The 23,959-nt window shown below is 43.8% G+C and carries 18 protein-coding genes and 1 riboswitch; of the genes, 16 read left to right on the top strand and 2 right to left on the bottom strand.

Going from position 1 to position 23,959, the window contains the following annotated elements; all coding sequences use genetic code 11:
• Positions 1-31: 31 nt before the first annotated feature.
• Positions 32-3,415, top strand: coding sequence for a bifunctional aspartate kinase/homoserine dehydrogenase I (gene thrA / locus ACEZ3G_RS14000; RefSeq protein ID WP_432426137.1), 3,384 nt, complete (start codon positions 32-34; stop codon positions 3,413-3,415).
• 129 nt (positions 3,416-3,544) lie between these two features.
• Positions 3,545-4,753, top strand: a complete 1,209-nt coding sequence (locus tag ACEZ3G_RS14005) for a trans-sulfuration enzyme family protein (RefSeq protein WP_432426138.1) — start codon at positions 3,545-3,547, stop codon at positions 4,751-4,753.
• A gap of 54 nt (positions 4,754-4,807) precedes the next feature.
• On the opposite strand, the gene ACEZ3G_RS14010 is transcribed toward ACEZ3G_RS14005, so the two are convergent.
• Positions 4,808-7,012, bottom strand: a complete 2,205-nt coding sequence (locus ACEZ3G_RS14010; RefSeq protein ID WP_432426139.1) for a xanthine dehydrogenase family protein molybdopterin-binding subunit — start codon at positions 7,010-7,012, stop codon at positions 4,808-4,810.
• 11 nt (positions 7,013-7,023) lie between these two features.
• The gene (locus tag ACEZ3G_RS14015; RefSeq protein WP_432426140.1) at positions 7,024-7,488 is read right to left on the bottom strand and encodes a (2Fe-2S)-binding protein; all 465 of its coding nucleotides are present in this window, start codon (positions 7,486-7,488) and stop codon (positions 7,024-7,026) included.
• 176 nt (positions 7,489-7,664) lie between these two features.
• Between ACEZ3G_RS14015 and ACEZ3G_RS14020 the strand changes: the two genes are divergently transcribed.
• The 14 genes from ACEZ3G_RS14020 (at position 7,665) to ACEZ3G_RS14085 (ending at position 23,950) form a co-directional block, all read left to right on the top strand.
• Positions 7,665-8,075 carry an RrF2 family transcriptional regulator gene (locus ACEZ3G_RS14020; protein ID WP_432426363.1) on the top strand — a complete coding sequence of 137 codons (411 nt, stop codon included), beginning with the start codon at positions 7,665-7,667 and terminating at the stop codon, positions 8,073-8,075.
• Between the two features lie 241 nt (positions 8,076-8,316).
• On the top strand, positions 8,317-8,580 hold the full coding sequence (locus ACEZ3G_RS14025; protein WP_432426141.1) for a DUF2061 domain-containing protein: 264 nt from the start codon (positions 8,317-8,319) through the stop codon (positions 8,578-8,580).
• An 11-nt stretch (positions 8,581-8,591) separates the two neighbouring features.
• Entirely contained in the window at positions 8,592-9,215 is a 624-nt protein-coding gene (locus tag ACEZ3G_RS14030) for a phosphoadenosine phosphosulfate reductase domain-containing protein (RefSeq protein WP_432426142.1), read from the top strand.
• Between the two features lie 80 nt (positions 9,216-9,295).
• A complete protein-coding gene (cysD, locus tag ACEZ3G_RS14035) occupies positions 9,296-10,198 on the top strand; it encodes a sulfate adenylyltransferase subunit CysD (RefSeq protein WP_432426143.1) in 903 nt (300 codons plus the stop codon).
• 105 nt (positions 10,199-10,303) lie between these two features.
• A complete protein-coding gene (locus ACEZ3G_RS14040; RefSeq protein WP_432426144.1) occupies positions 10,304-11,551 on the top strand; it encodes a sulfate adenylyltransferase subunit 1 in 1,248 nt (415 codons plus the stop codon).
• 108 nt (positions 11,552-11,659) lie between these two features.
• A complete protein-coding gene (locus tag ACEZ3G_RS14045) occupies positions 11,660-13,792 on the top strand; it encodes a HEPN domain-containing protein (protein WP_432426145.1) in 2,133 nt (710 codons plus the stop codon).
• Positions 13,785-14,558 carry a uroporphyrinogen-III C-methyltransferase gene (gene cobA / locus ACEZ3G_RS14050; RefSeq protein ID WP_432426146.1) on the top strand — a complete coding sequence of 258 codons (774 nt, stop codon included), beginning with the start codon at positions 13,785-13,787 and terminating at the stop codon, positions 14,556-14,558. The genes ACEZ3G_RS14045 and cobA overlap by 8 nt, the downstream gene beginning before the upstream one ends.
• A 56-nt stretch (positions 14,559-14,614) precedes the next feature.
• Positions 14,615-15,193, top strand: a complete 579-nt coding sequence (locus ACEZ3G_RS14055; protein WP_432426147.1) for a precorrin-2 dehydrogenase/sirohydrochlorin ferrochelatase family protein — start codon at positions 14,615-14,617, stop codon at positions 15,191-15,193.
• Positions 15,194-15,206: 13 nt separating this feature from the next.
• Complete coding sequence (locus ACEZ3G_RS14060) at positions 15,207-16,268, top strand: NAD(P)/FAD-dependent oxidoreductase (RefSeq protein ID WP_432426148.1); 1,062 nt, start codon at positions 15,207-15,209, stop codon at positions 16,266-16,268.
• Between the two features lie 151 nt (positions 16,269-16,419).
• A riboswitch (SAM riboswitch) is annotated at positions 16,420-16,529 on the top strand.
• Positions 16,530-16,636: 107 nt separating this feature from the next.
• A complete protein-coding gene (locus ACEZ3G_RS14065) occupies positions 16,637-17,641 on the top strand; it encodes a homocysteine S-methyltransferase family protein (protein ID WP_432426149.1) in 1,005 nt (334 codons plus the stop codon).
• A gap of 252 nt (positions 17,642-17,893) precedes the next feature.
• Positions 17,894-21,004 (top strand): vitamin B12 dependent-methionine synthase activation domain-containing protein, encoded by a 3,111-nt coding sequence (locus tag ACEZ3G_RS14070; RefSeq protein ID WP_432426150.1) that lies wholly within the window; start codon positions 17,894-17,896, stop codon positions 21,002-21,004.
• 11 nt (positions 21,005-21,015) lie between these two features.
• Positions 21,016-21,969 carry a methylenetetrahydrofolate reductase [NAD(P)H] gene (metF, locus tag ACEZ3G_RS14075; protein WP_432426151.1) on the top strand — a complete coding sequence of 318 codons (954 nt, stop codon included), beginning with the start codon at positions 21,016-21,018 and terminating at the stop codon, positions 21,967-21,969.
• Positions 21,970-22,019: 50 nt separating this feature from the next.
• The gene (locus ACEZ3G_RS14080; protein ID WP_432426152.1) at positions 22,020-23,120 is read left to right on the top strand and encodes an acyloxyacyl hydrolase; all 1,101 of its coding nucleotides are present in this window, start codon (positions 22,020-22,022) and stop codon (positions 23,118-23,120) included.
• 38 nt (positions 23,121-23,158) lie between these two features.
• Positions 23,159-23,950, top strand: coding sequence for a head GIN domain-containing protein (locus ACEZ3G_RS14085; RefSeq protein ID WP_432426153.1), 792 nt, complete (start codon positions 23,159-23,161; stop codon positions 23,948-23,950).
• Positions 23,951-23,959 lie beyond the last annotated feature (9 nt).

Genomic DNA, 23,959 nt, shown 5'->3' on the forward strand with positions numbered 1-23,959 from the left:
CCCGCACTGACTCCGCTTTATACAATGATCCATGCATCGATTAGTAATTGAAAATTTTAGCACCTCAAGCGGTGCTTCTCAAGATATAGAACTTTCTTATCAGGTTTTTGGCAAGGAACTTCATTCGGCACCGATCGTGCTCGTCAACCATGCCCTAACAGGAAACTCAAATGTAACCGGTGACGGTGGTTGGTGGTCGGCGTTGATCGGCGAAGGTAAATGTATCGACACCCAAAAGTATACTATACTTTCGTTCAATATTCCGGGTAATGGTTATGATGGCTTTGTAATTGACAACTATAAGGATTTCGTTGCGGGCGATATTGCGAAGATTTTTTTGTTGGGCTTGAAGCAATTAAAAGTCAACAAATTGTTCGCGATTATTGGCGGTTCGTTGGGAGGGGGCATAGCCTGGGAAATGGCTGCATTGAATACGAAGATTACCGAACACTTGATTCCGGTGGCTTCCGATTGGAAATCGACCGATTGGCTCATCGCCAATTGCCAGATCCAGGAACAATTCTTGGTGAACTCAAAGCAACCCGTTCACGACGCCCGTATGCATGCCATGTTGTGCTACCGTACCCCAGAGTCCTTCAAAGAGCGTTTTAAACGAAGTACCAATGAAGAGCTTCAGGTCTTTAATGTCGAGAGTTGGTTGATGCACCATGGAAAAAAATTACAGGAACGTTTTCAGCTTTCTGCCTATAAATTGATGAACCAGTTGTTGAAAACGATCGATATTACACGTGATGGCGATCAGAGGTTCATCGATCTTCAAAACAGCGATACGAACATACATATTATCGGGGTTGATTCAGACCTCTTCTTCACGGCCAAGGAAAATAAGGAAACCTTTCGACAATTGGCCCAGGCCAACAGTAATGTTACCTATGGTGAAGTACAGTCGTTACATGGCCATGATGCTTTTTTGATCGAGTTCGAACAAATGCAAAAATTGTTGGACGGTATTTTCAATCAGAACGGAAGATCAAAAAAGTACAAGGTACTTAAGTTCGGGGGCAAATCATTGAGCAATGGCGAAGGCCTTGGCAGTGTACTGGAAATCGTCAAGACGAAAGTCGATAATGGCGAACAGATAGCACTGGTGCTATCCGCGCGCGAAAAAGCTACCGATCAATTGGAACTCATGCTTGACAAGGCCGCGAACGGTCAAGATTTCTCAAAAGATTTCAAGGATTTTGAAGCATACCAAAGCCATTTGTATAAAAATGTAAATCTTTCAGAGGAGTTTGGCAATTTATACAAGCTTTTGGAGGGTGTCTCTTTTCTTGGGGATTATAGTAAGAAAATCAAAGATCAAGTATTGGCGTACGGTGAACTGATCTCTGTAAAACTGATTACCAAATTGTTGATCGGCAAGGGTGTCAGGGCCATATGCGTCGATGCGAGAAAACTCATCAAGACTGATGACAATTTTGGCGATGCGAGAGTATTGGAAGCCGTTACAAAAGAGAATGTATTGCTTGAATTCGCCAGATTTGATGATGAAACGGTTCCCGTAATTACGGGCTTTATCGCTTCGACCGAAAATGATGAGACCACAACCTTGGGAAGAAACGGCAGTAACTATTCCGCGGCCCTGATCGCCAATTTCTTAGATGCAGAAGAGCTTCAGAACTATACCCATGTTGACGGTATTTTTACGGCCAATCCTGATTATGTGGGTGATGCCAAACGTATTTCCGAACTTTCGTACGCCGAGGCCAATGAACTGGCAAGTTTCGGAGCCAATATTCTTCATGCGAAGACCATTATTCCGCTAATTGAAAAGAATATTCCGCTTCGAATCCTTAATACTTTTAAAAGAGAAAATGAAGGTACATTGATCAGTGCCAAGACCAACAAAGAAGGTATTAAATCGCTATCGGTGATCGAAAAGGTCTCGTTGATCAATCTCGAAGGCAGGGGGCTGTTGGGCAAGGTCGGTGTCGATGCCCGCATTTTTAGGGCTTTGGGAGAGAACAATATCAGTGTTAGCATAATTTCGCAGGGATCTTCTGAAAGAGGTATCGGGCTGGTAGTCGATGCCGATAGGGCACAGCAGGCCAAAAAGGCATTACAGCATGAGTTTAGCAGTGATTTTTATGCCAAGGATATTAATACGATAACGGTCGTTGATCAGGTTTCGGTCATTTCCATAATCGGCCAAGACCTAAGTTCTTTTCACAAACCTTATAATGCATTGATCAAAAATCAAATAGTGCCCTTGCTGTTCAACAATACGGTAACCGGAAAGAACGTGAGTTTGGTTGTTAAAAAATCGGACCTGAAGAAGGCTTTGAACGTAATGCACGGACAGATTTTCGGAATCAGCAAAAAAGTGAACGTAGCCATTTTCGGCCATGGCAATGTCGGCGGAACACTTATCGATCAGATCTTAAAATCGTCAAAGACCATTGAGAAGAGAAAAGCGATCGATTTGAACGTTTTCGCCGTGGCCAATTCACGAAGATTGCTTTTGGGCAAAGATGGCGTTCCTAAGAATTGGAAATCTGTTATCGAACGAAAAGGTTGCGAATACAAGGTCGGCGATGTGTTCGAATTTGCAAAAAAGCACCATCTCGAAAATCTGATTATGGTCGATAATACGGCCAATGAGAATTTTGTTTCCAATTATTTCGATTTTGTCGAGAATGGTTTTGATCTAGTGTCCTCCAACAAGATTGCGAACACCTTGGGGTTTGATTACTACCAATTGTTGAGGGAAGAACTTGCCAAGAACCAAAAGCAGTATTTATACGAAACGAATGTGGGTGCGGGCCTGCCGTTGATCGATACCATTAAATTGTTACACTTGTCTGGTGAAAATATAACACGTATCAAGGGTGTTTTTTCCGGAAGCCTGAGTTATATCTTCAATACGTTTTCAGAAGTCGATATTCCCTTTTCCTCGATTCTCAAAAATGCGGTAAAAAAGGGATTTACAGAACCGGACCCCAGAGAAGATCTCTCGGGTAACGACGTTGGCCGCAAATTATTGATCCTAGCCCGTGAGCTCGATTTGAGAAACGAGTTTTCCGATATCAAGATCCAAAATTTGATACCAAGTTCCTTGCAAGAAGGTGATGTTGACTTTTTTATGGAAAATCTTGACGTGCTCGACGACCAATATAATGAAATCAAAAAAAACCAAAGACCCGGTCATGTACTTCGATATGTCGGTGACCTTCATGGCAATCTACAAAGGGAAAAAGGTATTTTGGATGTGAAACTGATTTCAGTGCCCAAAGAGAGTGCCTTGGGGCAAGTCAAAGGTTCCGATTCGATCATAGAAATTTACACAGAATCATATGGGGAGCATCCTTTGGTCATTCAGGGTGCTGGGGCAGGGGCCGCTGTGACCGCTCGGGGCGTTTTTGGAGATATTTTACGAATCGCGGAGCGGTTATAGGAAGTATGAAATAAGAAGTACGAGGTAAGAAGTGCAAAGCAATATTTAAACACTTTGTTTTAGGCAAATAGCCCAAAGCAAAAGGCCAACGGCCAAAAGCCAACATGCAAACAACAAACGGCCAAAACAATGAAAGCCAAGAAAACTAACGAAACCCAAGAGCTAAACACCCACGGCAAGTTTGAAACCAATGCCATTCGAACGCAATTGGAACGCTCACAATTTTTAGAGCACTCTAGTCCGATGTATTTGACATCCAGTTTTGTTTTTGAGGATGCCGAAGATATGCGGGCCTCCTTTGCCGAGGAAAAAGATCGGAATGTCTATTCGCGGTATTCCAATCCGAATTCTTCGGAATTCATCGAAAAAGTCTGTCAAATGGAAGGTGCCGAAGATGGTTTTGCCTTTGCCTCTGGTATGGCAGCGGTGTTTTCAACATTGGCGGCCTTATTGAACAGTGGTGACCATATTCTTTCGGCTCGAAGTATTTTCGGTTCGACACATGCTTTGCTTACCAATTTCTTTCCAAAATGGAATATATCGCATACCTATTTTAAAATTGATGAGTTGGATGAATTGGAAGCATCGATCACACCTCAGACCAAAGTTATATATGCCGAAACGCCGACGAACCCTGGAGTGGATATTTTGGATCTCGAAGTTTTAGGAAAAATCGCTAAAAAGCATGATCTTATTTTGGTCATCGATAATTGTTTCGCTTCTCCCTATTTACAGCAGCCGATAAAATTCGGGGCCGATTTGGTCATTCATTCCGGCACGAAACTAATGGATGGACAGGGCAGAGTTTTGGCTGGAATCACTGTTGGCAATGCAGATTTAATAGATAAAATCTACCGTTTTTCAAGAATTACCGGTCCTTCACTTTCGCCTTTCAATGCATGGGTGCTGTCGAAGAGCTTGGAAACTTTGGCCGTTCGGGTGGACAGGCATTGCGAGAACGCGCTGAAACTTGCCGAGTTTTTGGAAAACCATGAAAAGATAAATTGGGTACGGTACCCTTTTTTGAAATCGCATCCTAAATACGAAATTGCCAAAAAGCAAATGAAGGCCGGGGGCTGTGTAGTGGCGTTTGAGGTCAAAGGAGGATTGAAGGCGGGCCAAAATTTTTTCGATTCCATAAAACTGTTATCGCTTTCGGCGAACTTGGGCGATTCACGTAGCATTGTAACGCATCCTGCTTCTACTACCCACAGTAAATTATCTAAAGAAGAAAGAGCCGAAACGGGTATCACCGATGGCATGGTCCGCGTCTCCGTTGGTCTGGAGCATATTGATGATATCGTTGCCGATATTGCTCAAGCTTTGGCCTTGGCATAAAAAAAGCTGCGTACTTATTAAATACGCAGCTGAATAGGGTAAACCTTCTTAATTCTATCCTACCACCTGTTTGTCGGTTGCATAAGGTTGGCTATAGTGTCGTCGACCTGTTGCTTTGTAAAGGGCATTGGCCAAAGCTCCCGATATCGGTGGCAATGAGGGTTCGCCCAAACCTGTTGGGTCGATTCCATTGTCAACATAGAAAGTTTCTATTTCCTTGGGTGCCTGCTGTTGTCGGATCAATTGATATTTGTCGAAATTTTCCTGTTCGGGTTTACCATCTTTAAAAGTCATTTGGCTATAGGTGGCATGCCCTATACCATCGATGATACCCCCTTCAATTTGATTTCTACCGCTTAACGGATTGATTACGATACCGCAATCAACGGCGCACCAAACTTTTTTAACGGTAGGGGTATTGGCTTCCATTTCCATGTCTAGTACCTGCGCCACATACGAATTGTGACAGAAGTAGGCAGATACGCCACGCAGTGAATTACTGTTCGACCCACTGTTCCAGCCCGATTTTTCTTTTACCAATTTTAATACCCCTGCATAGCGCGCTGGGTCATAGTCGTTTTTCTCGGGATCTCCTACCGGATCGGCAATTGCTCTTTCAAATAATTCCAAACGGAAATCAATGGGGTCTTTTTCAGCCAATTCGGCCACTTCATCCAAAAAGGACTGTTCCGCACCGGCAATAAAATTGGAGCGAGGTGCTCTCCATGCGCCCGTAGTAACGTTTGAATCCAATCGATGCTTCTCCGCCAAATAATTGTCTACGGCCCCGGCCGGAAAACGATTTTCGAAAACTAGGTCGTCATTGGCCCCGGCCCCTCTGACATGCCAGGCGATCAACTTACCGTTTTCGTCCAACCCCGCCTTATAGCGCACTTTGTAGGCCGGACGGTACGTACCTTGGGTCATGTCGTCCTCACGGGTATAGACCAATTTTATGGGTGCTTGCATTTTTTGGGAAATCACGGCCGCCTCGACCCCGAAATGTCCATAAAGGCGCCGACCAAAACCACCTCCCATTCGGGTCATCATAATGTCGATTTTCTCGAGGGGCATATCTAGTCGCGATGCCAATGTCTTTTCAAGAAATTCAGGAGTTTGAATGGGACCCTTGAGCTCGGCCTTGTCCGAAGTGACATTGGCGAAAAAGTTCATGGGTTCCATCGTATTATGGGCCAAGAAAGGCGCACTATAGGTGCGTTCTATCACCTTAGCAGCGTTTTTGAAGGCTTTTTTAACATCACCGTCTTCGCGGGCCGGTGCCTGCGGTGTAGTATTTAATAATTTGGTCAAAGCCTCTTCGTGGTAGGCACTACTTTCAAGCTTTGATGTTTCTTCCCATTCAACGGTCAGCGCTTTTTTGGCTTGCATACATTGCCAGGTAGTTTCTCCCACAATGGCGACCAATTGCGGAATACCGCCACCATCGGACCATTGTTTTTCAACCTCTTCGGGGTAAACCTCGATAGGAAAGACATCTTTGATGCCCGGCATTGATTTGACCGGTTCGGCATCCATAGATTTATAGGTCATGCCAAATGCAGGTGGATGGACGATCATGGCAATGAGCATACCTTCTTCCTGCACATCTAAACCGAACAAAGGTTTGCCGGTTATGATTTTTGGCCCATCGACATTCTTTCTGTCCGTACCTATTATTTTAAAATCGTTTATATCTTTTAATGCCACCTCTTCAGGTATAGGGATGTTGGCCGCCGCGGAGGCCATTTCGCCATATCCCGCCGATTTATCCGAAGCCTTGTGAGAAAGAACCCCGGCATTGGTGGTAATTTCTTCTGCGGGCACTTGCCAAGCTTCTGCCGCCGCCGCTATTAACATATGTCGGGCCGTGGCCCCTGCCATTCGCAGCGATTCCCAGCCTTGACGAATGGATTGGCTGCCACCTGCCAATTGTCTGGTGAAAATATCGGTATTCAGGGGTGCCTGTTCAACAATGACATCTTCCCAGGCCGTATCCAACTCCTCGGCAACGATCATGGGCATGGCCGTTTTGATGTTTTGGCCGATTTCAGGGTTTGGAGACATAATGGTCACTAAGCCATTGTCCGCGATTTTCAAGAATCCATTGATGTCGAACCACTCTTTTGGCAAGCTCTTGATTTGCTCGGGTGAAGGCTTGCATGAGGCCAACCAACTGAAACTGAGCATCATTCCCCCGCCTGCAAGTGCAGAACTTTTTAAGAAAGATCGTCTGTTATATTTTGTTTTTATAAGTGTCATTTTTTTGCGTTTTATGCGTTTTCAGTGGTTGCCGCCTTTTTAATGGCTTTCTTGATTCTAGTATAGGTGCCACAACGGCATATGTTGCCGTTCATGGCCGTTTCGATTTCTGCGTCGGTCGGATTAGGATTCTTTTTCAGGAAGGCACTGGCATTCATGATCTGGCCGGACTGACAATATCCACATTGATATACATCTTCCTCTATCCATGCTTTCTGAACGGGGTGGTCCCCATTTTCTGATAGTCCTTCGATTGTCGTGATTTCTTGTTCACCTACGGCCGAAACGGGCAGTTGGCATGAACGTACTGCGTTGTCGTCAAGATGAATGGTGCAGGCACCGCATTGCGCGATACCACAACCGTACTTTGTGCCCACCAATTTAAGGTGGTCCCGCAAAACCCAGAGCACGGGAGTTGTTGGGTCGACTTCAAGCTGCTGCGTTTTTCCGTTGACTTTAAGTGTAAAATTTGCCATGATGATTATCTAATTGAATGTATGTGTTGAAGTTACGAAAATATAGTGTTAGACAAGTGCAGTTTAACAGTTTAACGGCGAATTTGTAAAAAATTTAATAAAGACGGTGCCGATTCTTGAATGGTGAGCGCGAATCTATGAAAGAACCCTTGGCCAAATTTTCCTATCTTAGCCCAATGCTCTCCAAAAAAACAAAATATGGTCTGAAAGCCTTGGCACATTTGGCCTCCCAAAAGGATAACAGGCCTGTTCAGATTGCTGAAATAGCAAAGCATGAGAACATTTCGCAGAAGTTCTTGGAAAGTATTTTGCTGTCCTTGCGAAAAACCGGATTCCTAGGCTCAAAAAAAGGCAAGGGTGGGGGGTACTACCTAATCAAAGACCCCAAGGAGATATTAATGACCGATGTTATGCGAATTCTCGAAGGCCCGATAGCTATGGTGCCCTGCGTCAGCCTGAACTTCTACGAGAAGTGTGACGACTGCCCAGATGAAAATACCTGTTCGGTCAATAAATTGATGCTCAAGGTACGTGATGCCAACCTGGCCGTCTATCGTAACAACACTCTGGCCGACCTGGTCATTTAGTTTGCTGTGATTTCGCCGGGGCATGGAGGCTTTGTGTATAATGTGATTTTATTGCCCATTTGACCAGCAATATATAGTTCAAGTAAAAATTCCTGATATTTTATGGCCATTCTTTATTAATCTACTAAATCTATAGGATTATTATAAAGTTTTCTAAAATGATTCTTTTCTTGCAATAATTTTAATCTATCTTTGTTTACTCTATTAAATAGATGGGGTAATTAGATTAAAAGCATTATCAATGATCGTTGACCAACTCGTTCTAAGTAAAAAAGAATCTAAAACAAAGTATGAAGCCGACAAAAACTCTGAGAAACCCATTCGAAGTGTTGCCAAAGCGGTAAGTTGGCGGGTCATAGGTACTTTGGATACCCTGTTGATCTCATACTTGCTTACAGGTAAGGTTTCCATTGCGGCGTCAATTGCATCCATAGACTTTGTTACCAAAATGTTCCTCTACTTTTTTCACGAAAGAATTTGGAATAAGATCAATTGGGGAAAATAAAATATTAGTTCATGGCCTATACAAAAGAACAGATTGAAAAACTGAACATTCAGTTTAAAGGAATCCCGCCAGGGGAAATCATTTCGTGGGCGATCAAAAATGCCCAAAAGGCGGTGGTCACCACCAATTTTAGACCCTATGAGGTGGCAATACTAGATGCCGTGGCAGACGTGAAAAAAGACATTCCCGTAATATGGTGCGATACCGGGTACAATACGCCGAACACCTATAAACATGCCGAAGAATTGATCCAAAGGTTAGGTTTGGCCATAGATCTGTACGTTCCAAAACAGACATCGGCATACCGTGATGCGGTCATGGGTATTCCGAATATTGATGACCCTAGGCATGCCGAATTTACCGAACAGGTAAAACTTGAACCTTTCAGAAGGGCAATGGATTTCCATAGGCCCGATGTTTGGTTTACGAACCTTAGAAAGGGGCAAACGGCACACCGTGATTCGTTGGATATTTTGAGTCTGAGCAAAGATGGCGTATTGAAAGTGTGTCCGTTTTATCATTGGTCCGACACACAATTGGACGTTTATTTAAAGGAGCGAAACCTGCCCAACGAACATAAATATTTTGACCCGACCAAGGTTCTGGAAAATCGGGAATGTGGATTGCACACTTGAAATACTTGGTACGAAATTGAAAGTACGAAATGTGAATTAATAGAAAAATAGATCTAAAGATTTTGAACTTGAACTTTTTTATGAATAACAGCACATCGCATATCAACGCATTGGAGAACGAGGCCATTTATATTTTTAGGGAAGTGGCGGCACAATTCGAAAAACCGGTTTTGCTCTTTTCGGGAGGAAAAGACTCCATTACGCTCGTTCGGTTGGCGCAAAAAGCCTTTTGGCCGGCAAAGATCCCTTTTCCATTGATGCATATCGATACGGGGCATAATTTTCCCGAAACCATTGAATTCCGTGATCGACTTGTCGAAGAACTAGGTCTCGAACTTATTGTAAGAAATGTTCAGGACTCGATAGATCAAGGTAAGGTAAAGGAAGAGTCGGGTCGATATTCGAGCAGAAATTCCCTCCAGACCACGACACTTTTAGACGCCATCGAAGAGTTCAAATTCGATGCCTGTATCGGGGGTGCTAGAAGGGACGAGGAAAAAGCACGCGCCAAAGAACGCATCTTTTCGGTTCGTGATGATTTTGGCCAATGGGACGAAAGAAACCAGCGACCTGAATTGTTCGATATGTTGAATGGGCAGATCGAATTGGGCCAGAACGTACGTGTGTTCCCGATTTCGAATTGGACGGAGCTCGATGTTTGGTCCTATATCAAAAAGGAGGAAATTGAAATTCCGTCGATTTATTTTGCGCACAAACGCAAGGTATTCCTAAGGGACGGATTGATCTGGTCACATTCGGAATACGTATTCCAAGAAGAAGACGAAGAGGTACTTGAAAGAATGGTGCGGTTCAGAACAGTGGGCGATATGAGCTGTACGGCCGCAGTATTTTCCGAAGCGACCGATATAGAATCGGTAGTACAGGAAATCAGGGATTCCACAATATCGGAACGGGGTGCCCGAATCGATGACAAACGCTCGGAAGCGGCAATGGAAAAGAGAAAACAACAGGGGTATTTCTAAAATTTTATAAAGAAAATTTTGCCTTTGGCTTTCGGCTATTGGCCGATAGAAAAACAAACAATAAATAGCCGAAGGCAAAAAGCCAGAGGCCAACAGTTTTTAAAAATGCAAGTACTAAAGATAGCGACAGCGGGCAGTGTAGACGACGGTAAAAGTACCTTGATCGGCAGATTGCTCTATGATACAAAATCATTGACCACCGACAAATTGGAGGCCATAGAAAAGACCAGTAAGAAGAACGGATATGATTATCTTGATTTTTCATTGGCCACTGACGGACTTGTGGCCGAACGTGAACAAGGCATAACCATTGATGTGGCCCATATTTATTTCTCGACCGAAACGAAAAGTTACATCATCGCCGATACTCCGGGGCATGTGGAATATACCCGAAACATGGTTACTGGAGCCTCGACTTCGCAAGCGGCGATAATCTTGATCGACGCACGAAAAGGTGTTATCGAACAGACCAACCGTCATTTTTTCATCAACAACCTTTTGCGTATAAAAGAGGTCGTAGTAGCCATCAACAAAATGGATCTGGTCGATTTTTCCGAAGAAAGATATAATCAAATAAAGTCCGATTTCGAAAAGTTGATGGCGAAACGCGATTATCAAGATCAGAAAATTACGTTCATTCCGGTCAGTGCCCTAAAAGGGGATAATGTCGTGAATAAATCGGAAAACACGCCTTGGTACAAGGGCGAAACCCTATTGGAGCATTTGGAAAGCTTGGATCTCGCAGCTGTATCGAATATAGGAACGCCAAGATTTCCGGTGCAATACGTCATACGTCCGAAGACCGAAGAACACCATGATTTCCGCGGATTTGCAGGAAAAGTGTACGGCGGCGAATTGAACGTAGGCGATGAGGTTGTGGCCCTTCCGTCACAGACCAGATCAAAAATCAAGGAAATCTACTTTTATGACCAGAAGTATCAAACTGCTTCGCGAAGGTCTTCCGTAATAATAACCTTGGAAGATGAAATCAACCTGAGCAGGGGCGATATGTTGGTTAAGGCCGGTGATCTGCCCACTATAGAGAAACAGTTTACGGCCACCGTTTCTTGGATGGATTCCGACAAATTAACGGCCGGTAAAAAGTATATCGTACAACATGGGATCAATAAAGTTTTGGCAAAGGTCGATAATATACATCACAGGATAAATCCTGATTATTCGGGTATCGAAACCGATGTACAGGGCCTTGGTATGAACGATATCGCTGAGGTTACCTTCAAACTGAACAAGCCGATTTTTTATGATAAGTTCAAGAATCATCGCACCAATGGTTCGTTCATTTTGATTGATATGCAAACGAATAATACCGTTGGGGCAGGTTTTATAGGTTAAATAAGGTCGGTTAACAAGATTTTAGGATTGATTTATCTAATAAATCTAATAAATCTATTAAATCTATAGGCAATAAAGAATATAGTAATTGATTGTTGAGATTAAGAAATGCAAAGCTTTAGAACAGAAATAGAGAACCCGGTAGTCGAAAAAGATATTCTCGAACTGGAACGTAAGATTCACGAATTCCACAACGGGAAACTTGATGGGGAAAAATTCCGGAGCCTTCGTTTGGCCCGTGGTGTCTATGGTCAGCGTCAGCAAGGTGCACAGATGATACGGATCAAACTGCCGTATGGCAAAGTGACTTCCAATCAATTGCACCGTATTTGTGATGTTTCCGATGAATATTCCACGGGGCGTCTGCATATCACTACCCGACAGGACATTCAAATCCATTATGTCGATCTCGACCGAACACCCGAACTTTGGGCCCAACTTGAAAAAGATAAGGTAACGCTTCGCGAGGCCTGTGGAAATACGGTGCGCAATGTAACGGCAAGCGAAACCGCTGGTATCGATATTGACGAACCTTTCGACGTTTCACCATATGCCGATGCTTTGTTCAAATACTTTCTTCGCAATCCGATCGGCCAGGAAATGGGTAGAAAGTTCAAGGTTTCTTTTTCTTCGAGCGATGCCGATACCGGACTTTCATATATGCACGACCTCGGTTTTATCGCCAAAATCAAAGATGGTGTTCGGGGGTTTAAGGTAATGCTCGGTGGTGGGCTGGGCTCGCAACCCCGACATGCCGATGCACTTTTTGAATTTCTACCTTCGGAAAAGATAATTCCGTTAATGGATGGTGTCATCCGTGTTTTTGATCGGTATGGCGAACGAAAAAGTAGGGCCAAGGCACGCATGAAATTCTTGTTGAAGGATATCGGTCTTGACGGATTCAAAAAGTTGCTGGAAGAAGAACAAAAAGCGGTGCCGCACACGAATTTTGAGATCGATGCAGAAAGCTATCCGAAGGTAAAAGTGGCCGAAAACGAAATTCCAAAGGTTGAGATAAAGGATGCCGATGCCTTTGAAAAATGGAAATCCACGAATATCGTTCCTCAAAAACAGAAAGGTTTTGTGGCAATCGGCATCAAAGTTTTGTTGGGTGATTTCTATACCGATAAGGCGAGATCGTTGGCCGACTTGGTAAAAAATTATGCGGCGGGTGAAATCCGTTTGTCGTTGCGGCAGAACATTTTGATTCCGCATGTAAAAGAAGAATTGGTTCCTTTCTTTTATCAAGAACTTGAAAAATTAGGTTTTGTAGAGGCCGGGTATAATAAGGCACTCGATATAACCGCTTGTCCCGGTACCGATACCTGTAACCTGGGCATTGCGAGCAGTACCGGAATTGCCGAGGAGTTGGAACGGGTCATTAAAAACGAATACCCGCAATATATTTCCAATCCTGATGTGGCCATTAAGATAAGTGGCTGTATGAACGCTTGCGGACAGCACAATATGGCAAACATCGGCTTTCAAGGAATGAGCATTCGTACAAAGGATAAATTGGTTGCCCCGGCCTTACAGGTTTTGTTGGGAGGTGGAAATGATGGAAACGGTAATGGCCGTTTTGCCGATAAGGTTGTAAAAGTACCAAGTAAAAGAGGCCCAGAGGCGCTACGATTGATCTTGGATGATTTCGATGCCAACGGAAACGGCAAATCGTACGCCGATTATTACCAGGAAAAGGGGCAAATGTATTTCTATGATTTTCTGACCCCGTTATCCGATATTGAAAATTTGACTCCCGAAGACTTCATCGATTGGGGCAATACCGAGAAATATAAAAAGGAAATCGGTATTGGCGAATGTGCCGGGGTCGTTATCGATTTGATCGCTACGTTGCTGTTGGAAAGCCAAGAAAAAATCGACAACGCAAAGGAGGCCTTCGAAACAGGAAGATGGGCCGCGAGCATCTATCACTCCTATTCGTCAATGGTAAATTCGGCCAAAGCTTTGTTGACCGCCGAAAAGACGAAAGTCAATACCCATGCCAGCATTATCAAGGATTTTGACCGCTTTTTTGTCGAAACCGGGAAAATCGTATTGAATGCCAGTCAGTTTTCCCCCTTTGGGGGAACGGAAAGGGGGCTAGATGGATTTGAGGAAATGGCACTGCAATTGAACAAAAATGAACCGAGCGAAGCATTTGCCAAAAGCTATTTGAAAGATGCAAGTAGCTTTTTGCAAAAAGTAGAAAACTTTAGAAAACTGGAATTGGCCCATGTATAAAGAACCAAAATTGACCGTGGTAGGGGCCGGTCCTGGTGACGTGGAGCTTATCACCCTCAAAGCCATTAAAGCCCTGAAAGATGCCGATGTGGTCTTGTACGATGCGTTGGTCGATACCGAATTGTTGGAATATGCATCTCGGGCCGAACATATTTTCGTGGGTAAGCGCAAGGGGTGTTATTCATACCAACAAGAGCAGATCAACGAACTGATTGTAAGCCGGGCGAGAACCCATGGCCATGTAGTGCGTTTAAAAGGTGGGGATCCATTTGTGTTCGGCCGAGGTGCCGAAGAAATGGAACATGCCGCCGCCCACGGATTAGAAGTTGAAATGGTTCCGGGTATATCTTCTTGTCTTTCAGTGGCTGCTTCCCAAAACATTCCCGTGACCAAAAGAGGTTCTTCGGAAAGTTTTTGGGTCATCACGGGCACCACCAAAGAACACAGGTTGTCCAATGATGTTCGATTGGCGGCCAAATCGAGTGCGACCGTGGTCATTTTAATGGGCATGTCAAAGCTTCCGCAGATCGTGGAGCTTTTCAAGAAAGAAGGAAAATCGCGGACACCGATCGCCATTATCCAAAACGGAACGAGGGTAGATGAGAAAATCGGAATCGGAACGATTGATTCTATCGAAAAAGAAGTAGAACGGCAAGATTTGGCCAATCCTGCAATCATCATTATCGGTGAAGTGGTAAAACACCGCAATATAGTGAAGGAATTAGTTTTCCGGTCGAGCGCAGTCGAGACCTCGATAAGGGCTTAGTTATGCGGTCTTAATGTAAGATACCTTTTCCCAGTGATGACCTTAAAATAGTATTGATGGAAAGAAACAACCTATACCCGATTTTTCTCAAAACATCGAATCTTCAAATTTTGATTGTGGGCGGGGGAAACGTTGCCGAGGAGAAATTGACGTTTTTGACCAAATCGAGTCCCGATGCAAAAGTGACCTTAGTAGCACCCATGTTCCGAAAAGCGACCAAAGACTTGGCGCGTAAATTTGATGTCGAACTGATTACCGATTCGTACCATGCCAAATACCTAATGGGAAAACACATGGTCATTGCGGCCACGAATGTACCCGAAGTGAATATACAGGTGTACAATGATTGCAGGTCATTTGACAAATTGGTCAATGTAGCCGATAATCCGCCCTATTGCGATTTTTATATGGGTGGTATAGTGACGAAAGGGAATGTCAAGATTGCGATTTCGACCAATGGTAAATCGCCGACGACGGCAAAACGGTTGCGCCAATTTTTCGAGGAGGTGATTCCCGAAGATATCAATAAAATGGTACACAATTTAAACGAATACAGAAAGACGTTAAAGGGCGATTTCGAACAAAAAGTGGATAAAATGAACGCGATTACCCAAAAACTGGTCGAAAAGATTTAAATAGACGTAAAGCATGATAAAAACAGATATACTAATAATAGGGGCAGGTCCAACGGGACTGTTCACGGTTTTCGAAGCCGGATTATTAAAACTAAAATGCCACTTGATAGATGCCCTGCCGCAACCGGGCGGACAGTGTTCCGAAATCTACCCTAAGAAACCGATTTATGACATACCGGCCTTTCCCGAGATTTTGGCGGGCGATTTGGTCGATAACCTTATGGAACAGATCAAACCTTTTGAGCCTGGATTCACACTAGGTGAACGAGCCGAAACCCTTGATAAGCAAGAAGACGGATCGTTTGTGGTGACTACTAACAAAGGTACCCGACATCAAGCTTCCGTAGTCGTAATTGCAGGAGGTTTGGGTTCTTTTGAACCACGAAAGCCACCCATAGAAAATATTCAGGATTTTGAAGATAAAGGTGTGGCCTATATGGTCAAAGATCCTGAAGTCTATCGCGATAAAAAAGTGGTCATTGCGGGTGGGGGAGATTCCGCCTTGGACTGGTCGATTTTCTTGGCCGATGTTGCTTCTGAAGTTTCCCTCGTGCATCGAAGGAATGAATTTAGGGGTGCATTGGATTCCGTTGAAAAAGCATCGGAATTGGCAAAATTGGGCAAGATAAAACTCTTTACCGAGGCGGAGGTAAAAAAGCTATATGGTGATGAAAAACTTGAAGCCGTGGTCGTTAAGCACAATGATTCCGTTAAAGGAGAAACCTATTTAGAGGTGGATAGTTTTATACCCTTGTTCGGCCTTTCCCCTAAATTGGGCCCGATTGGTGATTGGGGGTTTGAAATCGAAAAAAATGCCATCAAGGTGAACAATGCCAAAGACTATCAGACCAATATTCCGGGGGTTTTTGCCATTGGTGATGTCAATACCTATGAAGGCAAACTGAAACTGATATTGTCAGGGTTCCACGAAGCGGCCGTGATGTGCCAGTATGCTTACCAGATTATCAATCCTGGAAAGCGTTACGTTATGAAATACACCACTGTTGGAGGAGTAGAAGGTTTTGATGGCAGCAAAAAGGAAGCCAAAAAAGAAGTGGTACAAAGCATTGTTTGAAAAATTTGCCGTGATACCGAATTAGCTTCGACCTCCAAATTTTGAATTTGGAGGTTTTTTTTGGATTCCGTAATTCTAAAAACCAGGCGGTTTTCTTGCTTTTAAGAAACACGTATCGTTACTTTGTACCCAGTTCATATAAAAATTGAAATCGTTATCAAGAAAGGTGGAGGGACTAGACCCTATGAAACCTTAGCAACCCTTTAACTTTAAAGAAGGTGCTACATTCTATCCCGTAATAATATTCGGGACAGATAACCCAAAAATGAGGTCTTTCATTTTATCTTTCCTGATCATACTATACGATTTTACAAAACGTTTGCGATATGACAACCCTTGCAAGCCTATGGGGGTTATGAATCTGTTTTATGAGTGCTATCAAACAAATATTAAGCAAAAGGATTTTAGTGCTGGACGGTGCCATGGGTACTATGCTCCAACGTTACAAATTTAAAGAGGAGGATTTTCGGGGCGAACGGTTTAAAGATTGGGAGTATCCGCTACAGGGAAACAACGACTTGCTTTCATTGACGCAACCGGAAGCCATTGCAGAGGTGCACCGAAAGTATTTTGCGGCAGGTGCCGATATTGTGGAAACAAATACTTTTTCGGGGACGACCATTGCGATGGCCGACTACCATATGGAAGATTTGGTGTATGAGTTGAACTATGAATCGGCCAAGATCGCCAAAAAAGTGGCCGATGAGTTCACGGCCAAAGAACCCCATAAACCGAGGTTCGTTGCGGGTAGTATGGGGCCTACGAACAAGACGGCAAGCATGTCACCCGATGTTAACGACCCGGGGTTCAGGGCTATTTCGTTCGACGAATTACGAATTGCATATAAACAACAGGCAGAAGCTTTGTTGGATGGTGGTGCCGATATATTGCTGGTCGAAACTATTTTTGACACCCTCAATGCCAAAGCGGCACTTTTTGCAATCGAGGAAGTCAAAGAAGAACGGAATATCGACGTGCCGATCATGGTCAGTGGTACGATTACCGATGCATCGGGTAGAACGCTTTCCGGTCAGACAGCAGAGGCATTTCTAATTTCGATATCCCATATTCCGATACTTTCGGTCGGGTTTAATTGTGCCCTTGGTGCAAGTCAATTGGTGCCACACTTGGAAGTGATATCCAAAAGGTCGGAACATTTTATTTCGGCCCACCCCAATGCGGGTTTGCCAAATGCCTTTGGCGAATATGACGAATCTCCCGAACAAATGGCAGAACAGATAAAGGAGTATGTAGAAAAAGGATTGGTCAATATCGTTGGAGGATGTTGTGGTACGACCCCTGAACATATTACGGCCATTGCCGAGCTTGTCGCTGGTTACAAGCCACGGCAGGTAATGGTTAGAAGTTATTAGTTTAAAGGTGAATCGAAATTTTGTTGCTTTACTGGAGAAAAGTCAATTTACACACCAAATTTTAGGCAATGGTGTTACTCAAATAGATGAAGTTGACCATGCTCAAAAAGGATACTATATTTTTGGGATGCACCGCCATTTCAAAAAGACTGGAGAGAATTGGAAAAATTGTGTTTGATAGTTGATTCTTATTTGTCAACTAGAAAGACATACAATAGGTAAAATATTCATTTTCATAATTAAACGAGAATATTGTCTACTATAAACCACAAACCATTAACTAGTGACCATAAACGCCCTTTGCGTTTGTCCGGTCTTGAACCACTAACCGTTACCCCGGAAAGCAATTTCGTCAATGTGGGGGAGCGCACCAATGTTGCAGGTTCGAAAAAATTTTTAAGACTGATAAAAGAGGGCAACTTTGAGGAAGCGTTGGATGTAGCCCGAGATCAAGTCGAAGGCGGTGCACAGATTATCGATATCAATATGGACGATGGCCTTATCGATGGCAAGCAAGCGATGGTCAGGTTTTTGAACCTGGTCATGGCAGAGCCTGATATAGCGCGGGTTCCAATTATGATCGATAGTTCAAAATGGGAAATCATCGAAGCCGGACTTCAAGTGGTACAAGGCAAATGTGTGGTGAATTCCATCAGTCTTAAAGAAGGTGAGGAAGAATTTATCCACCATGCAAAATTGATAAAGAGATATGGCGCCGCGGTCATCGTAATGGCCTTTGATGAGGTCGGGCAGGCCGATAACTATGATCGGCGTATAGAAATTGCGAGACGTTCGTATGATATTTTGGTCAACAAGGTCGGTTTCCCGCCAGAAGATATCATTTTCGACCTCAATATTTTTCCGGTCGCTACGGGAATGGACGAGCACAAATTGAACGCCCTTGATTTTATCAATGCCACCAAATGGGTGCGAGAAAACTTGCCCCATGTGAGCGTAAGTGGCGGTGTCAGCAATGTGTCATTTTCATTCAGGGGCAACAACCCGGTGCGGGAAGCCATGCACTCCGTTTTTTTGTACCATGCGATCAAGGCAGGTATGAACATGGGTATTGTGAACCCTACTATGTTGGAGGTTTACGACGATATTCCCGAGGATCTGTTGGTACATGTTGAAGACGTTATGTTGAACAGACGGGATGATGCTACCGAAAGATTGCTCGATTTCGCCGAGTCGGTAATCGGAAAGACGAAAGAGAGTAAGGTTGACTTGTCTTGGCGAAAAGAACCTCTGCAAGAAAGGATAACTCGTGCCCTGGTCAAGGGTATCGATCAATACATTGAAGAAGATGTTGAGGAAGCCAGACGATCGGCAAAGAAACCCATTGAGGTCATAGAAGGTCATTTGATGACCGGAATGAACGTTGTCGGCGACCTTTTCGGAAGCGGTAAGATGTTCTTGCCACAGGTGGTCAAATCTGCACGGGTAATGAAAAAAGCGGTGGCCTATCTTTTGCCTTATATTGAAGAAGAAAAGTTGCTCAATCCTCAACTCGAAGATTCAGAGGGGGCTGGAAAGATCTTAATGGCAACGGTAAAAGGCGATGTACACGATATCGGAAAGAACATAGTCAGCGTAGTATTGGCCTGTAACAATTACGAGATAGTCGATTTGGGGGTCATGGTGCCTCCTGAAAAAATAATTGCTGAAGCCATAGAGCATAAAGTCGATATCATCGGCCTGAGCGGTTTGATCACACCGTCGCTCGACGAAATGGTACACCTCGCCAAGGAGATGGAACGACAGAACTTCAAGGTACCGTTGTTGATCGGTGGGGCGACAACTAGTAAGGCGCATACCGCCGTAAAGATAGATCCGCAGTACAGTCAGGCCGTGGTGCACGTAAATGATGCCTCAAGGGCCGTAACCGTGGTTGGGGATTTGTTGCAAAAAGAGACTTCCGAGGGGTATAAAAAATCCATCAAGAAAGATTATGATGTCTTTCGCCAGAAGTTCATGAACCGCTCGCAACACAAAGAATATAAATCTATCGAAGCCGCCCGGCAAAACAAATTCAAGATCGACTGGAAAACTTCTGAAATAATTGAACCCAAAGCATTGGGAATCCAGGTGATCGAAGACCTTGAGTTGGAAAAACTTATCGATTATATCGATTGGACACCCTTTTTTAGAAGTTGGGAACTGCACGGAAAATATCCCGATATATTGACCGATGAAATAGTCGGTGCACAGGCAACGGAATTGTTTTCCGATGCCCAAAAAATGCTGAAAAAGGTAATCGAAGAAAAACAGTTGATGGCCAAAGGTGTTTTCGGATTGTTTCCGGCCAATACCGTAAATGACGATGATATCGAAATAGCCCCCCGACCCCCAAAGGGGGAGCACTATTGGATGACGGCAAATCCTGGTCTGTACGGGTTGTTGAAAGAACATGCCAAAAAGATGCGAAATCGGCCCACTTCGGCCGAAACAATGTTATGGAATGCACTTTCCGGAAAGAATTTGGACGGTCATAAATTCCGTAGGCAACATATAATCGGCGAATTTATTGCCGATTTTATCTGTTTGGAGAAAAACCTGATCGTTGAGGTGGATGGGTCGTACCATCAACTTCCCGATAACAAAAAGAGCGATAAAGAACGTACGATTTGGCTTGAAAAAGAAGGGTTTAGGGTAATTCGTTTTACGAACGATGAGGTTTTGGGCCATCTCGAAAATGTCTTGGACAGAATACACGCACAATTGACAGCTCCCCCTTCGGGGGCGGGGGGGGCAATATTTAGAACCCTGCGCCAACAACTCCAGCGAAAAGAGGGTGTGCCCGATTACGCATTGGCCGATTTTATCGCTCCTAAAGAAACCGGCAGACAAGATTATATCGGGTGCTTTTGTGTCACGGCAGGTTTTGGCACCGATGAACTTGCCGAGCAATACCGAAAAAATCTGGACGATTACAATTCCATTTTGATAAAGGCGTTGGCCGATAGGTTGGCAGAGGCTTTTGCAGAGTATCTGCATAAGGAAGTCCGTACCCAACATTGGGGTTACGCAGCGAACGAAGATTTGACGAATGAAGATTTGATCAACGAATCGTACAAAGGAATCCGCCCGGCACCGGGTTATCCTGCCTGTCCGGATCATTTGGAGAAATTGACCATTTGGGAAATACTCGATGTCGAAAAAAGAATTGGCGTAAAATTGACCGAAAGCCTGGCCATGTGGCCGGCGGCTTCCGTTTCAGGGTATTATTTTGCCAATCCCGAAGCGCGGTATTTTGGATTAGGTAAAATAAAGGAAGATCAAGTAAAGGATTATGCAGAGCGAAAAGGGATGGATTTTGAAGAGGCGAAAAAATGGCTAACACCGAATATCGCTGACGATTAAAGAATTTAAAAATGAAAGTAACCGATCATATCAAAGATGCAAAAGGAAAAACCTTGTTTTCCTTCGAAATCATTCCCCCTGTAAAAGGAAGGAACATAAAAGAACTCTATGACAATATCGACCCGTTGATGGAGTTTAACCCTCCTTTTATCGATGTGACCACCTCACGTGAAGAATATATCTATATTGACCGTGATGGCCTGCTCGATAAAAAATTGACCCGTATGCGTCCGGGTACCGTCGGCATTTGCGCCTCGATCAAACATAAGTATGATGTAGATACGGTGCCGCACGTGCTATGTGGTGGTTTTACCAAAGAAGAGACCGAATATCTCTTGGTCGATTGTCATTATTTGGGTATCGATAACGTGATGGCCCTTCGTGGTGATGCCATGCGCGAAGAAAAATATTTTGAACCGACCAAGGGCGGGCATCATTATGCACTCGGACTCGTTCGGCAGATTCAAGATTTGAACTGCGGAAAATACCTGCATGATGTTATCGAGACCGATGATTGTGCCCATTTCTGTATCGGAGTGGCTGGCTATCCTGAAAAACATATGGAAGCACCATCTTTGAAATCGGATCTGCAACGGCTAAAGGAAAAGGTGGATGCCGGCGCTGATTATGTAGTGACCCAGATGTTTTTTGACAATAAAAAGTATTTTGAATTCGTGGAAGCCGCCAGGGAAGTGGGTATCGACGTCCCCATTATTCCGGGAATAAAGCCCATTGCCGTCAAACGCCATTTGAATTTGCTCCCACAAGTGTTCAAAATAGACTTGCCACAAGACCTTGTCGATGCGGTTGATTCCTGCAAAGACAATAAGGCCGTGCGACAAGTTGGTATCGAGTGGTGTATCGAACAATCAAAAGAATTGAAAGCTGCAGGGGTGCCGGTACTACATTATTATTCCATGGGTAAGTCTGACAATATACATGCGATCGCGAAATCGGTCTTTTAATTTTTGAGTATTACTTCGTATTTCGTACTCGAATCTTACCTTTACATCCCATGAGGCCAGTGTTGATCTGTATTGCTCTATTGTGCGGCGTTCTTTGTTTTTCGCAAAAAGATAAGGTTAATAAAAAGTATGTTTTGGATGCCGACCATTTCTATGGTTCTATTCTATTGCACAATCCCGATATCTCCCACTTGATCAACGAACATCCGGGAGGCCTTATATTGGGCCTGAACCGCAAAACTTATGGAAATGAAGAATGGGAAGAACTTTACAATTATCCCGATGTAGGTTATTCTTTCGTTTACCAAGATATGAACAACGAAAACTTGGGGAAAAACTTTGGTCTCTTTGCGCATTATAATTTTTACTTTTTTAAAAGATACCTGCAACTAAGGATAGGACAAGGGATTACTTATAATACGAACCCGTATGATAAGAACACGAACTTTCGAAACAATGCTTACGGATCAGACCTAATGAGTTCAACGTATTTGATGTTGAATTTTCACCGTGAGAATATTTTTAAGGGATTCGGGTTTAAAGCTGGGATTTCGGTCATCCACTATTCGAACGCCAATATAAAGGCACCGAACACTAGCACAAATACTTTTGCCCTCAATGCGGGGCTCACCTATGATTTGGATGGAGGACAAGAAAAAGAATACCTGACCATCGCGGATCGAGAAAAGATTACCGAACCGATTAAATACAATATTGCCTTTCGAACGGGGGTCAATGAAAGTGATGTAATCGGTCTTGGGCAGCATCCGTTCTATATTTTTTCGGGCTATGTTGACAAGCGTCTTGGCCGCAAAAGTGCCATTCATTTGGGAACCGATATATTTTTCTCGAATTTTTTGAAGGGGTTGATCCAGTATCAAGCCATCTCTTTTCCTGAAAAAGGAGTTGGGCAAAATGATGATTACAAGCGTGTCGGCCTATTTTTGGGTCATGAGCTCTTTGTCAATAAAATGAGCGTAATCGTCCAATTGGGGTACTATGTGTACTACCCCTTTGATTTTGAGGGCAGGGTTTACAATCGTATCGGGATGAAGCGTTATTTCGGAAAAAAAATGTTTGGTTCCATTACCCTGAAATCACATGCCGCGGCAGCCGAGGCCGTTGAATTCGGAGTTGGGGTACGCCTGTGAAGTACAAAGTACGAAGTTAGAAGTGTTAAATTCAAAATATGGTTAAGTTGGAATTTTATAGCCTTTACAACAGAGTAATTGCCTCTTGGATGGTATTACTGATTTTCCTTTTGTTCGTTGGCTGTAACACCGACTCTGCTCCCGATTGTTTTCAAACTTCCGGTGACCTTGTCCGTAAAGAAATATCCGTACCCGATTTCTCTAAAATCACAGTATTCGAGAAAGTAGGTTTGGTGTTAAAACAAGGGGATGAACAAAAGGTGGAGATCGAAACGGGCGAGAACCTTTTTGAAGATGTTTCCGCTTTGGTGCAAGACGGGCGTTTAATATTGCGCAACGAAAATGCATGTAATCTTTTTCGGGAATATGGCATTACGAAGGTCTATGTCACCGCACCTAATATTACCGAGATTCGAAGTAGTACGGGTTTGGCGATCGAGAGCGATGGGGTATTGTCGTACCCGGATCTTGAATTGTTATCGGAAAGTTTTTTGGAACCCGATGCCGAGACCACCGATGGTGAGTTTGATTTGCAACTAGATTCCCAAAACGTAAGTGTTGTCGTAAATGGCATTGCCTATTTTAAGTTGAAAGGGGCAGTCGATAATTTAAGCCTGATCATTGCCGCTGGCGATTCAAGGATCGAGGCACAAAATGTTACGGCACAGAATGTGACCCTTGACCATCGGGGAAGCAATGACATGTCCATAGACCCACAGGTATCTATTCGCGGCGTCATCCGAGGCAATGGTGATGTAATCAGTTCGAATAGACCTAGCACGGTTGAAGTGGAGGAATTGTTCAAGGGCAAGCTAATTTTTAAGGATTAAACCCAAGGC

Origin of the sequence: Meishania litoralis, from assembly GCF_042611095.1 — a bacterium.
GTDB lineage: Bacteria > Bacteroidota > Bacteroidia > Flavobacteriales > Flavobacteriaceae > Meishania > Meishania litoralis.

Excerpts from the sequence above, each read along its gene's own strand:
- ACEZ3G_RS14055 (WP_432426147.1), top strand. The coding sequence starts at position 14,615 with ATGGAAAGAAACAACCTATACCCGATTTTTCTCAAAACATCGAATCTT.
- ACEZ3G_RS14040 (WP_432426144.1), top strand. The coding sequence starts at position 10,304 with ATGCAAGTACTAAAGATAGCGACAGCGGGCAGTGTAGACGACGGTAAA.
- ACEZ3G_RS14060 (WP_432426148.1), top strand. The coding sequence starts at position 15,207 with ATGATAAAAACAGATATACTAATAATAGGGGCAGGTCCAACGGGACTG.
- cobA (WP_432426146.1), top strand. The coding sequence starts at position 13,785 with ATGTATAAAGAACCAAAATTGACCGTGGTAGGGGCCGGTCCTGGTGAC.
- ACEZ3G_RS14045 (WP_432426145.1), top strand. The coding sequence starts at position 11,660 with ATGCAAAGCTTTAGAACAGAAATAGAGAACCCGGTAGTCGAAAAAGAT.
- ACEZ3G_RS14010 (WP_432426139.1), bottom strand. The coding sequence starts at position 7,012 with ATGACACTTATAAAAACAAAATATAACAGACGATCTTTCTTAAAAAGT.
- ACEZ3G_RS14020 (WP_432426363.1), top strand. The coding sequence starts at position 7,665 with ATGCTCTCCAAAAAAACAAAATATGGTCTGAAAGCCTTGGCACATTTG.
- ACEZ3G_RS14015 (WP_432426140.1), bottom strand. The coding sequence starts at position 7,488 with ATGGCAAATTTTACACTTAAAGTCAACGGAAAAACGCAGCAGCTTGAA.
- cysD (WP_432426143.1), top strand. The coding sequence starts at position 9,296 with ATGAATAACAGCACATCGCATATCAACGCATTGGAGAACGAGGCCATT.
- ACEZ3G_RS14085 (WP_432426153.1), top strand. The coding sequence starts at position 23,159 with ATGGTTAAGTTGGAATTTTATAGCCTTTACAACAGAGTAATTGCCTCT.
- ACEZ3G_RS14025 (WP_432426141.1), top strand. The coding sequence starts at position 8,317 with ATGATCGTTGACCAACTCGTTCTAAGTAAAAAAGAATCTAAAACAAAG.
- ACEZ3G_RS14030 (WP_432426142.1), top strand. The coding sequence starts at position 8,592 with ATGGCCTATACAAAAGAACAGATTGAAAAACTGAACATTCAGTTTAAA.
- ACEZ3G_RS14065 (WP_432426149.1), top strand. The coding sequence starts at position 16,637 with ATGAGTGCTATCAAACAAATATTAAGCAAAAGGATTTTAGTGCTGGAC.
- ACEZ3G_RS14080 (WP_432426152.1), top strand. The coding sequence starts at position 22,020 with ATGAGGCCAGTGTTGATCTGTATTGCTCTATTGTGCGGCGTTCTTTGT.
- metF (WP_432426151.1), top strand. The coding sequence starts at position 21,016 with ATGAAAGTAACCGATCATATCAAAGATGCAAAAGGAAAAACCTTGTTT.
- ACEZ3G_RS14005 (WP_432426138.1), top strand. The coding sequence starts at position 3,545 with ATGAAAGCCAAGAAAACTAACGAAACCCAAGAGCTAAACACCCACGGC.
- thrA (WP_432426137.1), top strand. The coding sequence starts at position 32 with ATGCATCGATTAGTAATTGAAAATTTTAGCACCTCAAGCGGTGCTTCT.